The sequence below is a fragment of the Xanthomonas euvesicatoria pv. euvesicatoria genome (assembly GCF_020880415.1).
Lineage (GTDB): Bacteria > Pseudomonadota > Gammaproteobacteria > Xanthomonadales > Xanthomonadaceae > Xanthomonas > Xanthomonas euvesicatoria.
This window is the reverse complement of sequence record NZ_JAJIUJ010000049.1, coordinates 128687-141813: the sequence shown is the minus strand read 5'-3', so window position 1 is coordinate 141813 and position 13127 is coordinate 128687. Positions and strand designations below refer to the sequence as shown.

Sequence of the window (13127 nt, the reverse complement as noted above, 5' to 3'; positions counted from 1 at the left end):
CGCCATCTCAGGCGCTCTTGTCGAGATAACGCTCGGCATCCAGCGCGGCCATGCAGCCGAAGCCGGCCGAGGTGATGGCCTGGCGGTAATGCTGGTCGGCCACGTCGCCGGCGGCGAACACGCCGGCCACCGAGGTCTCGGTCGCGGCGCCGTTCAGGCCGGAGCGGATTTCCAGGTAGCCGTTGTTCATTGCCAACTGGCCATCGAACAACTGCGTGTTCGGGTGATGGCCGATCGCCACGAAGAAACCATGCGCATCGATGTCGCGGGTGCTGCCGTCGATGGTGGACTTCACTCGGACGCCGGTAACCCCGGCATCGTTGCCCAGTACCTCGTCGATGGCATGGTGCCAGACGGTCTCGATCTTGCCGGCGGCCACTTTGGCGAACAGCTTGTCCTGCATGATTTTCTCTGCGCGCAGCGTATCGCGGCGATGCACCAGGTAGACCTTGCGGGCAATGTTGGACAGGTACAGCGCCTCTTCGACCGCGGTGTTGCCGCCGCCGACCACCACCACGTCCTGGTCCTTGTAGAAGAAGCCGTCGCAGGTGGCGCAGGCGGAGACGCCACGCCCCTTGAAGGCTTCTTCGGTGGGGATGCCCAGGTACTTGGCGGTAGCGCCGGTGGCGATGATGAGCGCGTCGCAGGTGTACTCGGCCCCGTCGCCGATCAGCCGGAACGGACGCTGCGACAGATCTGCCGTGTGGATATGGTCGAAGATGACCTCGGTCTCGAAGCGCTCGGCATGCGCCTGCATGCGGCTCATCAGGTCCGGACCCATCAGGCCGTGGGGGTCGCCCGGCCAGTTGTCCACCTCGGTGGTGGTCATCAGTTGGCCGCCTTGCTGCAGCCCGGTGATGACCACCGGCTTGAGATTGGCGCGGGCGGCGTAGACCGCGGCGGTCCAGCCGGCCGGGCCGGAGCCCAGGATCAACAGGCGGGAGTGCTTGGCGGGGCTGGCAGAAAAGGCGCTCATGTATACTCGCGATCTAGGAATTGGTAGGGCAGGCGAAGTAATTCGCGCCCCCGTGGCGGCATAGAGTGGCGGTCCCCACCCGGTGAATCAAGGCGGCGCGATGGAACTGCTTGAACCGCAGATGGAATGCTCCGCTCCAACCACGTGCTCGACGCCGCCTTGTGCGGCGTTTTTCGTTGAGCGGCGCTTGGTTGGATGGCCAGGGCGCATGCAACTGCTGAAACCGTGGCTTCAGTCGTTTATTATCAAACACTAACAGCATTTTTCTAAGGTCTGGCTACAGGTGGCAAAGCAGGTTCCCGAACGCAGCAGCAAGCCCGCAGAGGGCAAACCGTCGTCGCGCAAGACGGCGGTGGCGGACAATCCGCGGCGGCAGAAGCTCTGGCGCGATCTGGCCTTGATCGCGGTGGCGCCGTTGCTGCTGTATCTGCTGGCCAGCCTGTTCACTTACTCGGCGACCGATCCGGGTTGGTCGCGCACCGGCAATCTGGTTGCGCCGATCCATAACATGGGCGGCCGATTCGGCGCCCTGGCGGCCGACGTGCTGCTGCAGCTGTTCGGGTATGTGGCCTTCCTGCTGCCGGTGCTGTTGGGAGCGGTCGCCTGGATCGCCTTGATCGGCGAGCGCGAGGAGCAGAGCCAAAGCGACCTGGGGCCGGCGCTGCGCCTGGTTGGGATGGTGGGGTTCCTGATTTCCTCGACCGGCTTCCTGCACCTGCGCCTGTTCCGGGGCGAGGTGGCCGAGGCCGGCGGCATCCTGGGCAAGTTGGTCGCCGGCTCGCTCAGTTCCGGCTTCGGTTCCTTGGGCGCGAACTTGTTCGTGTTGGTGCTGCTGCTGGTGTCGATCACCCTGGCGACCGGCTTGTCGTGGTTTGCGGTGATGGAGCGCATCGGCAAGTGGGTGCTGGCGCTGGGGCCGCTAATGCAGCGCAAGACCCATCAGGCCACCGAGTGGCAGCAGACCCGGGTGATGCGCGAAGAACGCGAGGAAGTGCGCAAGGTCGATGCGGTCAAGCAGGCCAAGCGCGAGCCGGTCAAGATCGAGCCGCCGCCGGCGCCGGTGGTTGAAAAGAGCGAGCGCGCCAAGCGCGACACCCAGATTCCGATGTTCCAGGGCGTCAGCACCGACGGCTCGGACCTGCCGCCGCTGGCGCTGCTGGACGACCCCAAGCCGCAGACCAAGGGCTATTCGGAAGAGACGCTGGAAACGCTGTCGCGCCAGATCGAGTTCAAGCTCAAGGACTTCCGCATCGAGGCGCAGGTGGTCGGGGCCTATCCGGGCCCGGTGATCACCCGCTTCGAGATCGAGCCGGCGCCGGGCGTCAAGGTCAGCCAGATCAGCTCGCTGGACAAGGACATCGCGCGCGGGTTGTCGGTGAAATCGGTGCGCGTGGTGGACGTAATCCCGGGCAAGTCGGTGATCGGCCTGGAAATTCCCAATGTCAGCCGGGAGATGATCTTCCTCTCCGAATTGCTGCGCTCCAAGGAGTATGACAAGTCGGCCAGCCCGCTGACGCTGGCCCTGGGCAAGGATATTGCCGGGCGCCCGACCGTGGCCGACCTGGCGCGCATGCCGCACTTGCTGGTCGCCGGTACGACCGGCTCGGGCAAGTCGGTGGCGGTCAATGCGATGGTGCTCAGCCTGCTGTTCAAGGCCTCGCACAAGGAACTGCGGATGCTGATGATCGACCCGAAGATGCTCGAGTTGAGCGTCTATCAGGGCATCCCGCACCTGCTGGCGCCGGTGGTCACCGACATGAAGGAGGCCGCCAACGGCCTGCGCTGGTGCGTGGCCGAGATGGAGCGCCGCTACAAGCTGATGAGCGCGGTGGGCGTGCGCAACCTGGCCGGCTTCAACAAGAAGGTCAAGGACGCCATCGACGCCGGCCAGCCGATGATGGACCCGCTGTTCAAGCCGAACCCGGAACTGGGCGAAGCGCCCCGGCCGCTGGAAACGCTGCCGTTCATCGTCATCTTCATCGACGAATTCGCCGACATGATGATGATCGTCGGCAAGAAGGTCGAAGAGCTCATCGCGCGCCTGGCGCAGAAGGCGCGTGCGGCCGGCATCCACTTGATCCTGGCCACGCAGCGGCCATCGGTGGACGTGATCACCGGCCTGATCAAGGCCAATATCCCCACCCGCGTGGCGTTCCAGGTCAGCTCCAAGATCGACTCGCGCACCATCCTGGACCAGTCCGGCGCCGAGGCGCTGCTGGGCAACGGCGACATGCTGTACCTGCCGCCCGGCACCGCGCTGCCGGATCGCGTGCACGGGGCTTTCGTCAGCGACGAGGAAGTGCATCGCGTGGTCGAGCATCTCAAGGCCAGCGGGCCGGTGTCCTACGTCGAAGGCGTGCTGGACGAAGTGCAGACCATGGGCGATGGCACCGTGGTCGGTGCCACCGGCTTGCCGGAAAGCAGCGGCGGTGGCGGCGACGAATCGGATCCCTTGTACGACGAAGCCTTGCGCATCGTCACCGAGACCCGGCGTGCGTCGATTTCCGGCGTGCAGCGGCGTTTGAAGATCGGCTACAACCGTGCCGCGCGTCTGATCGAAGCGATGGAGGCGGCCGGCGTCGTCAGCCCGCCCGAGCACAATGGCGACCGTACCGTGCTGGCACCGCCGCCGCCGAAGTAGGCGCCGGCGATGTCGTGGCGCGTTTTATGTGCAGCTTCCGATCGGGCGCCTGCAGCAATGCCGCATTGTTGGAAGCCCGTGCCTGTCATTGCCTGGCACAACGGCTACCCTGTGGGTGAGGGCCGCTCCGGCCCGCCGTGATCGAGACCCATGTTGCATCGTCCCTCGTTAGTGCTCGTGCTGCTCCTCTGTCTCCCGCTGCTTGCCCAGGCACAGCAACGGCCCGCGCCCACTGCCAGTGCTGCAACACGCACGCAGGCCGACACCAATTACAGTTTCGTGCGCTACCGCGCCGACTACGAGGTGCGCGCCGACGCCAGCAGCGTCGAAACCGACGAATACGAGATCCTGCTCAAGACCAAGTCGGCCGTGGAGCAGTTCAGCCAGGTCCGGCTGAGCTATAGCGAGAAGATGGAAACGCTCGATGTGCTGCAGGCGTATACCGTCACGGCCGAAGGGCTGCGCCAGGACGTGGCGGCCGACAAGATCTATACCCAGGAAAGCTATTCCAGCGCCTCGGCAGCGATGTATGCCGACCGCAAGGTGAAAGTGGTGGTGTTCCCGAATCTGGCGCCGGGCGCGCGCATTGTGTACCGCGTGCGGCGGGCACAGAACACGCCGTATTTCCCCGGTTACTTCAGCCTGTGGGAGACCTTCAGCGTCTTCGCGCAGTACGACGATGCGGTGATTACGTTGGTCGCGCCGAAGGGGCTGCCGATGCATCTTTCTGCACGCGGGCTGCAGGGCAGCACCAAGCCGGTGGTGCGCGGCGACCAGGCACGCTGGGAGTGGCGCTACCAGCGCACCGCGCCGATGAAAAACCAGAACTGGAGCGCTGCGACCTGGGAGTTCAGCCCCACCTTGATGGCCAGCACCTTCGACAGCTGGTCGCAGATGGGCCTGGCGTACCACGTCAAAGGCGGGCGCGCTGCGGCGGTGACGCCGGCGATCCAGGCGCTGGCCGATGAGGTCACCCGCGGTATCGATTCCCCGCGCGCGCAGGCTGCCGCGCTGTATGCATGGGTGGCGCGCAACATCCGCTATGTGGCGGTGTATCTGGGCAATGGTGGGCTGGAACCCAACAGCGCCGAGAGCATCCTGGCCAACCATTACGGCGATTGCAAAGACCACACCGTGATTCTGGAGGCCCTGCTTGCCGCCAAGGGGATTGCCAGCACACCGGTGCTGATTGGGGCAGAGGGCGGCCCGACCTTGCCGCAGATCCCGGTGCTGGGCCGCTTCAACCACGCCATCACCTACATTCCCGCATTCGATCTGTACGTGGACTCGACCAACCCCTACGCACGCTTCGGCCAGTTGCCGGCCGGCGATCTCGGCGCGCCGGTGGTGCATACGCGCGATGGCAAGGTCACGCAGACGCCGCCGAACGACCGCAAGGTCAATCGCTATGTCGCCCGCACCGAATACCGGTTCACGCCGCAAGGCGATCTGCAGGGCACCACCACGCTCGACAGCGGGCAGACCGGCGAAGTGGGCTTGCGCGCGATGTTCGTGCAGCTCAATGCGCAGAATCGCAACCGGATCGAAGAGTCGATCCTTGCCCAGTCCGGTTTCGACGGCACCGGCGATCTGCTGATTCAGGGCGACCCGCTGGATCTGGATGCACCGTTCAACTACCGCTACACCTTCCAGGCCAAGGACGCGGTGGATTTCTCGGTGGTCGGCGGCATGACCTTGCCGGATATGCCAGGTGCCGAGTCAACGCGCGCCATCTACACCACCACCTCGGCCGAAAACAATCTGACCCCGTTTTACTGCAACGACAGCGTGCGCGAAGAAACCTACGTGGTGAGCTTTCCCGAGACGGTGCCGATCATCGCCATTCCGCGCAGCAGCACCTTTCGCAATGCCGCCGGCGAATACGTGGTTGAGTGGACACGGCAGGGGCAGACGGTCACCGCCGTGCATCGCCTGCAGCGTGCCGCCGTGCGCGGGCCACAGGCGTTGTGCCAGCCGCAGGATTACCGTGCGTTTCGCGAGCTCTACCAACAGGTGCGGCGCGGGTTTCGCGGGCAGATCGTCTATGGCGATCTGTCCAGGGTGCAGACGGCACGATGAGGCGAATTGCCGCGCACACGCCGCCATCTGAACATGCCGTGCGATAGCGCTCGCCCATTCATCTATGAAGTATCAGAATCTACGCATGTCCTTCTGGAAGACCGCGATGCATCGCCAGCTCCGTTATGCCGTCCTTGCCACTGCTCTGTTCGCCAGTACCGCCTTTGCCGGTGCGCGCCAGGAGCTGGACACCTTCACGCGAGGGTTGAAGGGACTGGATGGGCAGTTCAGTCAGCGGGTGACCGACGCGAAAGGCCGGGTCAAGGAAACTTCGAGCGGGCGGGTCGCACTGGCGACACCGCGTCAGTTCCGTTGGGAATACGCCAAGCCCTATAAGCAGCTGATCGTGGCCGACGGCAAGAAGGTCTGGGTATTGGATCCGGATCTGGAGCAGGTCACCGTGCGCGCACAGGGCAGCGAAGAACAGAACAGCCCGCTGGTTGCATTGATCGACCCGGCGCTTCTGGACAAGAAGTACGATGTCAGCGAAGAAGCCGCGCCACGCGACGGCCTGCAATGGTTGTCGCTGACGCCCAAGGTGGACACCGACGCCAGCTTCCAGATCGCCTCGCTGGGGTTCAGCAAGGATGGCCTGGCCAGGATGGAAGTGGTGGACGCAGTCGGCCAACGCACCGCGATCAGCTTTAGCGGCTGGAAGCGCAACCCGGCGTTTGCTGCAGACACCTTCCGCTATACGCCGGCCAAGGGCGTGGATGTGGTGGGCGACGCGCAGTAAAGCGTCTGCGGGGCTCTCGGGATGAACGCATGGCGCAGCGAGCGGCTGTGCCTGCGAGTGCGCAGCAGTTGTCGTGACCTGACAGATGCACCCGCACAGGAGCGATGCCACCACGCTACGGGACTGGCTCGTACGGGATCCACTGACCAACCGTCCGACTCGCCTCCGCTGCCTGGTTGGTCTGGCGTTTGATGAAGAAATCGAGGCCACGTTCGCGCTGGCGTTTGCCCTTTTCGCGCAGGATCAAAATGGTCGGTTCCCAAATGCTTGGGTGGCTGATCAGCTCATCGAACGCGCGATCGGCTTCTGCCGCTTGCGCTTCGCATCCGGCGACCCGCAATAGCTGGGCCTGCGCGCGCAGCGCGTCCAGGCGTGGTGCAGCCTCTGCCTGCAACACCCAGTCCACGATCAGCGAGGCGAACTTGTTGTCTTGCATGTGGAGGCGGACCCGGTCGATGAAGTCCTGCAACTGGCGCTCGGCCACCATATAGAGCCGCTGGTCATCGACCTTGCCCTGCAGTTTGGAGATTCCGTAGTGGGTCCATAACTGCCAGTTGCGCTTCACTTCGCGTTCGAATGAGGCGAAATTGAAGAATTCGAAGCCACGATCGGTGCGCACGGGATCGATTTCGTTGTTGAACATCCACAAGGTGGAGAACGTCGTGCTGCCGGCCGAGCGCAGTTCCCTGCTGTAGCCGAGATCAAGCGTGGCCATGGACAGCCGCGCCACTGGTGTGGGCGGCGCATTGCCGGTGCCTGGGTCCGTCCACTGCCGGGCGACGACACTTGCCGATGCGCGCCCTGCGATCTCTACCCTGGATTGCGCGCTCGAATCCTTCAGCACCATGGTCATGTAGCCTTCGATCGGCGTCTGCGACCGGGAGGTTTCGCGCCGCGCTTTCACGCCGAGCGACGCGCCCAGGGTGGCGCGACGCGGTTGGCCATCCATGTTTCCCACGCGCACGCCGGCAGCGACGCTGAGGCTGGATTCGGTGGCCGAAGTGTTGCGTTCGGCCTGGCCGATCAAGCCAACGGTAATGCTGGGGTGGTGCGCCAGCAGCTCCCCCAGGAAGTCGCGCTCGCTCAACTGGCCTGCATCGTCGCCGGATTGCTCGGCCAGTTGCAGCAAGTGTTCGAACATGGCCAGGAATTGCGCGCGCTGCTCCAGCTCCTGGCCCTTACCCCGCCGTGGTACGCGGATTTGCACGCCATGCTCGATGCCCGATTCCTTTTTCATGCGCCATTCGGCTGCGCCCGTGATACCCACCGGTGCGTGTTCGGTGCCCGGCAGCAGCACGCCCGCGCTAATGCCGGTACTGGCGTTGAACTGCCGCGCCTTCTGCCGCCCGATCTGCAGCGACAACCCGGTCCGCCCCATGTAAATCTCCACCGAGCGATCGGAACTGGTCTGGCCGCCCGCGGAGAGTTTCAGTCCCAGGCCGCTGGGGATGATCGCCAGCGCGGCCGACAGCGGCGTCGTATTGAGTCCGATCACCCGTTGCTCGGTAAGACGCAGCTTGTCGCGCCATTCCAGCCGTTCCAACAGGTTGCGCAGGCATTCGAACAGCGCACGTGGCGATCTGACGCGGGAGGTGTCGCCCTCGTGCAGAAGGCGACTTGCATGACCGATGGCCTGATGAAAGTGAGTGCGCGCGTCCGACGCCAGTTCTTCATCCAGGGTTGCTGCACCGACCGGCAGGTCGCTCGGCTGTCCGGCGTGGTCGAGCAGGCCACGCTGGATCAGACGCAGCGTTTCGGGCAGACGCATGCGGCCGGCGCGTAATGCACCCCATGCGGATGCGATGGCCGGATGGCACGCCGCCGGCTGCAGGTCGTCGGTCTCGTTCACGGAGGCAGCCACCGAGCGCTGAAGCTCCTGGGCACGCCGTTCGATCGTGCCCAACACCTTGGCGGTGAAGGTCAGGTCGGTTGCGTTCTGCTCGTGTGGGAGCCATTGCACGTATTCCAACAGTGCCTGCATTGCCAGCTCGTCCTGCGACGGCATTCGCCCGCCAGCCAGCTGGATCTGGCGGCGCGCGACGAGCCAGCTGGTCAGGTGGCCGGCCGCTTCGCGAAAAGCGTCGTTGGCACGCCGCACGGCGGTGGGAAGCGCTTCGGAGGCGCCAACCTTCATTCCCAGCTCAAGTGCGTTGAAGGGATTGAGGGCGCGCCTGCCGCGCCGCCCACTGCCTGCGACCGCCCATTGCGCAAACATCTGCAGGCATGCGTTGACGCGCGCATAGGGTGAACCTGCCCGGGTGGTTTCGTAGCCATTGCGGAATGCGTGAAATGCGCTGCGCTGGGCATCGGTTGCAGACTGCAGGCCCTGCAGCGGCGAGTCTCCATGCACGGCATGGCGCGCTCCCATCTGCGCATCGCCCAGCCAGCTGCGTTCAGCCTGTTCTGCGTCCGGCGTCAGTGCAAGCCGGTGGCTGGCACGCAGATGGACCTGCGCCGCCTCCAACCATTCCCTGGAGGGGGGCGTGGCTTCTTCGCGCAGCATGTGCGAAAGAACCTGCATGCCGCGCGGAACGCTGGCCAACAGGCCGACGCAGGCGGTGACGATCTCCATTGGCTGGGCCGCCTCGGCAGCGATGGAGACCTGTGGCGGCGGAATCAGCTCACGCAACCGCACCATGCCCAGGCGTCGCAGCACGTCGGCCGCTGCGGCAGCAGCGCCTTCGCTGGCGATCGCCAAGGCCTGCAGGGCGATGCGCAAGGCGTCGACCGGCTGCAAGGCGTCGCCCCCGAACGCAGCGCTGCGGCCATGCAGACCGTCAGCCCAGGCGCGCAGAACCTGTCGACTCACGGGGTCGATGGTTTCCTCGCGAAAGCCGGGCAGGGCGCCAAGCAGTGCGTCCATGGTGTCGGCGACGATCTCGGCAGCGACGGGCCGGGCCTCATCGGCCGGCGGCTGCGCGGCTGCATGTTCCGCCACGCGCTGCATGTCGCCGTTCGCAGCTTCCAGCGCGTTGACCGTCTGTTCGTGCTGCCACACCTCCTCGGTGTTGATCCGCGACGAATGCCGCGCCTGCTGCAGTTTTGCCTCGACCTGGTCGAGGCGCTGCTGTAGGCGCCGCGCATGCCGCCGACAGCGCTCGGCATGCGTGCGTTGCAGGGTCAGCATGTTCTCGTTGCGTCCCAGCCGTGTGCGCAGTGCCTCGACTTCTCGGTTTCGCTCTGCAGCAAGGTGCGAGCCGAGCGTGCGCGAAGCCGGCCTGTTGGCAGAGTTGCCTGCTTGATCCGACTGCAACGCATCGCGTGCTTGCGCATACGCACTTCGCAATCGATCGATTTCCGCGTTAGCTTCCGCAAGTGCTTGCTCTGCTTGTGCTGCCTGTGCCGAGCCGCGGCCGAAAAAGACCGCTTTGGCCAGCGCATCGCCGCGTGCGCGCGCCTGCTGCACTGCGTGCTCGAGCCGAGTGCAGGCGCGCTGCAGCTGTAAGCGATCAACGCCCTGCTGCGCGTCGGCCGAGGATGGGCCCGCGTGCGCTGCGACACCGCGCGACGGCTGATCGTGCGGTAGCGCGTTCAATGCGGCGCGTGCGGAGAGGATGTCCGACTCGAGATCGTGGATCGCGGCCGCCACTGCATCAGTCTGCGCATTGCATCCATGCAGCTGTTGCAGCAGTTCGGCACGTTCGTGCGTCAGCGCGTTGATGCTGTCGCTGAGGTTGGCGGCGCGCCGGGCTCTGAGGGCCAACTGCTCGCGCGCAGCCTGTAGCGTTTGTGCATGTGCGTAGCACAGCTCGTCCTGGCGACGCCGCCAGATGCGTGCGGCCAGGTCGTTGTTGGATTGTTCCAGGCGGGCGATCAGGGCTTCATTGAGATGCTGGGTGGCATTGGACAGCAGCGGGGCTGCTCGCAGATCACGGGCGGCATCGGCGTTGCGATCCGATGGGCCGGCTGGTGTGTCCCGCGCGTACTGCACCGAGGAATAGCGCAGCAGGCTCGTATGTGGTTCTGGCGAACCGCTACTGAGCCCCAAGCGTTCTGCGGCCTTCCTGCAGGGACGCGGGAGGGCGTGTTTGCGTTTGGGAGCGGCCTTCAGTCCGGGATCGACGACGCTTGGCTGTCTTGCTTGCTCAAGTAGCGTCGCGGACCAACCCAGCGGATCTTCCTGTGCCTGGATCAGTTCCGCCTCGAACGCGCATGGGTCCGGAGTCGCCAATTTGTTGTGCGTCTGCCGCCGCGCAGAAGGCTTGGATGGATGCGCGATGGTCTCGGCCATGCCTGGAAGGCAAGCGGCGATGACGGAGGGGCGAAGCGGAATGCGAGGCATGGTGGAATCCGTGCGCTGAACCTGCCGCTTGCGCTTGCGCAGCTCGTGGCCGATGCGGAATGCCGGCAAGCGATTGCGGTCACTCGTTACTCAGTAACAGTATTGCGCTACGCAGTCGATGCGTTGCACCTGCGCGAAGTGGTCGCTTGGAAAGAGAACGTCGGCGTCCCAGCGATGGCCGAACACTGCGTTGTGGAACGTCCATCAGGCGCAGGCGGTAGAATGAAGGGGTGAGCAAAGCCAAACGTCCCGACTCGATCACACCCGATCTGCTGCACGTCGATCGCAGCGCCATGGGGCCCTTGGCAGAGCGGATGCGGCCGCGCACGCTTGAGGAGATGGTGGGTCAGAAGCGATTGCTGGCTCCCGACAGCGCCCTGCGGCGCGCGGTGGAATCCGGGCGCGTGCACTCCATGATCCTGTGGGGCCCGCCGGGATGCGGCAAGACCACATTGGCCTTGTTGCTCGCGCATTACGCAGACGCCGAATTCAAGGCGATCTCGGCCGTACTCTCCGGCTTGCCGGAAGTGCGGCAGGTGCTGGCAGAGGCGGCGCAGCGTTTTGCCGGTGGCCGCCGCACCGTGTTGTTCGTCGATGAGGTGCATCGCTTCAACAAGGCCCAGCAGGATGCGTTCTTGCCGCATATCGAACGCGGCACGATTCTGTTCGTCGGTGCGACCACTGAAAACCCGTCCTTCGAGTTGAATTCAGCGCTGTTGTCGCGCTGCCGCGTGCATGTGCTGGAAGGCGTGTCGCCGCAGGATATTGTCGAAGCCTTGCAGCGTGCCTTGCGCGATGCCGAGCGCGGCTTGGGGGCAGAGACGATCCAGGTCAGCGAAGCGTCGCTGCTGGAAATCGCCAGCGCCGCCGACGGCGATGTGCGTCGGGCACTGACGCTGTTGGAAATTGCCGCGGAACTGGCGGCAGGCGAGGGTGGCGAGATTACGCCGCAGACGTTGCTGCAGGTGCTGGCCGACCGTACGCGCCGCTTCGACAAGAACGGCGAGCAGTTCTACGACCAGATTTCGGCGTTGCATAAGTCCGTACGCAGTTCCAACCCGGATGCAGCGCTGTACTGGCTGACGCGCATGCTCGATGGCGGGTGCGACCCTGCGTATCTGGCGCGTCGGTTGACCCGCATGGCGATCGAGGACATTGGCCTGGCCGATCCGCGCGCGCAGAGCATGGCGCTGGAAGCCTGGGACATCTACGAGCGCCTCGGCAGCCCGGAAGGCGAGTTGGCATTCGCACAGCTGGTGCTGTACCTGGCCAGCACTGCCAAATCCAACGCCGGCTACGCGGCCTTCAACCAAGCCAAGGCCGAGGTGCGCGCCACCGGCACGCAGGAGGTGCCGCTGCATCTGCGCAACGCGCCGACCAAGCTGATGAAGACCCTGGGGTACGGCCAGGATTACCAGTACGACCATGATGCCGAGGGCGGCATCGCGCTGGATCAGACCGGGTTCCCGGATGCGATGGGCGAGCGCGTGTACTACAACCCGGTGCCGCGCGGGATGGAGATCAAGCTGAAGGAAAAGCTCGATCGGCTGCGCGAGGCGCGCGCGCTGGCACGGGCTGACAAGGCCGGCAAGTCCACGGCATAATCGGCCGCACAGGAGATGGCATTCCTCCTCGAACCGCACGCACCCTGCGCGCTGATGATGCCTGCCCACCCCGCCGGGGCGGCAGGCCTGTGCCCCGGCATCGCTTTTGACTCACAAAGGATGACGCCGATGTCGCACACTTTTTTTTCGAACACACGCTCTGGTCGCGGGGTGCGCGTATGAACGCACCGGTGTGGTGGCAACAGCTGTTGTTGGCGATGACCGGTGGCGCACTGGGATCGGGCTTGCGTTTTGCGATCGGTGCCTCGTTGATCCAGCGCTTCGGTACCGGCTTCCCTTGGGGAACGCTGACGGTGAACCTGCTCGGGTCGTTCGTGGCCGGCGTGTTGCTGGTCTGGCTGGATGCACGCGGGCCCTCGAGCTGGCCGCTGCGGGCCCTGTTGATCGTCGGCGTGATCGGTGGGCTGACCACGTTTTCGTCGCTGATGATGGAGTGCCTGGTGTTTGCGCGCACCGACCGCTCGACGATGATCGGAATCTATCTGGCGGTGACCTTGCTGGCTGGACTGGCGCTGGTCGTTGCAGGGGCGCGGACCGGTCAATGGTTGGTGGCGCGCTGAGCGTCGCCGTTTGCTAGCGGTATCTGTGGCGTACCTATTGCGACAGCTGGATCGACGGCTTCAGTGGCCGCAGCGACATGACCGATGCATCAGAACGCAACGCTCAGCGTTTCACTGGGCACGCGGGGGATGTGCGTTGGAGCGCCGCGACTTTGGCAAGACCGCATTGACCGAGAAAGGAAAGGGCGTGCTTGCGCACGCCCTCTTGGTGACAGCATCGCGATGTGA

Annotated in this window: 8 protein-coding genes and 1 riboswitch; of the genes, 6 read left to right on the top strand and 2 right to left on the bottom strand. The window is 65.0% G+C overall.

Going from position 1 to position 13127, the window contains the following annotated elements; all coding sequences use genetic code 11:
* Positions 1-7: 7 nt before the first annotated feature.
* On the bottom strand, positions 8-976 hold the full coding sequence (gene trxB, locus LN450_RS09035; protein WP_011347303.1) for a thioredoxin-disulfide reductase: 969 nt from the start codon (positions 974-976) through the stop codon (positions 8-10).
* Positions 977-1259: 283 nt separating this feature from the next.
* Here trxB and LN450_RS09030 point away from each other — a divergent pair, with 283 nt between their 5' ends.
* The 3 genes from LN450_RS09030 (at position 1260) to lolA (ending at position 6432) form a co-directional block, all read left to right on the top strand.
* Positions 1260-3617 carry a DNA translocase FtsK gene (locus tag LN450_RS09030; RefSeq protein ID WP_011347304.1) on the top strand — a complete coding sequence of 786 codons (2358 nt, stop codon included), beginning with the start codon at positions 1260-1262 and terminating at the stop codon, positions 3615-3617.
* A 171-nt stretch (positions 3618-3788) separates the two neighbouring features.
* Entirely contained in the window at positions 3789-5696 is a 1908-nt protein-coding gene (locus LN450_RS09025) for a DUF3857 domain-containing transglutaminase family protein (protein ID WP_033478956.1), read from the top strand.
* A gap of 64 nt (positions 5697-5760) precedes the next feature.
* Complete coding sequence (gene lolA, locus LN450_RS09020) at positions 5761-6432, top strand: outer membrane lipoprotein periplasmic chaperone LolA (protein WP_039417145.1); 672 nt, start codon at positions 5761-5763, stop codon at positions 6430-6432.
* A gap of 115 nt (positions 6433-6547) precedes the next feature.
* On the opposite strand, the gene xopZ is transcribed toward lolA, so the two are convergent.
* Positions 6548-10714: a XopZ family type III secretion system effector gene (gene xopZ / locus LN450_RS09015; protein ID WP_011347306.1), complete on the bottom strand. Its 4167-nt coding sequence runs from the start codon at positions 10712-10714 to the stop codon at positions 6548-6550.
* Here xopZ and LN450_RS09010 point away from each other — a divergent pair.
* The 3 genes from LN450_RS09010 to crcB all read left to right on the top strand — a co-directional run bounded on the left by LN450_RS09010 (position 10643) and on the right by crcB (position 12899).
* A complete protein-coding gene (locus LN450_RS09010) occupies positions 10643-10948 on the top strand; it encodes a hypothetical protein (RefSeq protein WP_223648267.1) in 306 nt (101 codons plus the stop codon). The genes xopZ and LN450_RS09010 overlap by 72 nt on opposite strands.
* Entirely contained in the window at positions 10945-12318 is a 1374-nt protein-coding gene (locus tag LN450_RS09005; RefSeq protein WP_011347307.1) for a replication-associated recombination protein A, read from the top strand. Before LN450_RS09010 ends, LN450_RS09005 begins: the two co-directional genes overlap by 4 nt.
* A gap of 2 nt (positions 12319-12320) precedes the next feature.
* A riboswitch (Fluoride riboswitch) is annotated at positions 12321-12389 on the top strand.
* A 108-nt stretch (positions 12390-12497) separates the two neighbouring features.
* On the top strand, positions 12498-12899 hold the full coding sequence (gene crcB / locus LN450_RS09000) for a fluoride efflux transporter CrcB (RefSeq protein ID WP_008575332.1): 402 nt from the start codon (positions 12498-12500) through the stop codon (positions 12897-12899).
* The last annotated feature ends 228 nt before the right edge of the window (positions 12900-13127 follow it).

What these genes read in the sequence shown, in the direction of transcription:
- crcB (WP_008575332.1), top strand. Translation starts at nt 12,498, where the DNA reads ATGAACGCACCGGTGTGGTGGCAACAGCTGTTGTTGGCGATGACCGGT.
- xopZ (WP_011347306.1), bottom strand. Translation starts at nt 10,714, where the DNA reads ATGCCTCGCATTCCGCTTCGCCCCTCCGTCATCGCCGCTTGCCTTCCA.
- trxB (WP_011347303.1), bottom strand. Translation starts at nt 976, where the DNA reads ATGAGCGCCTTTTCTGCCAGCCCCGCCAAGCACTCCCGCCTGTTGATC.
- lolA (WP_039417145.1), top strand. Translation starts at nt 5,761, where the DNA reads ATGAAGTATCAGAATCTACGCATGTCCTTCTGGAAGACCGCGATGCAT.
- LN450_RS09010 (WP_223648267.1), top strand. Translation starts at nt 10,643, where the DNA reads ATGCGCGATGGTCTCGGCCATGCCTGGAAGGCAAGCGGCGATGACGGA.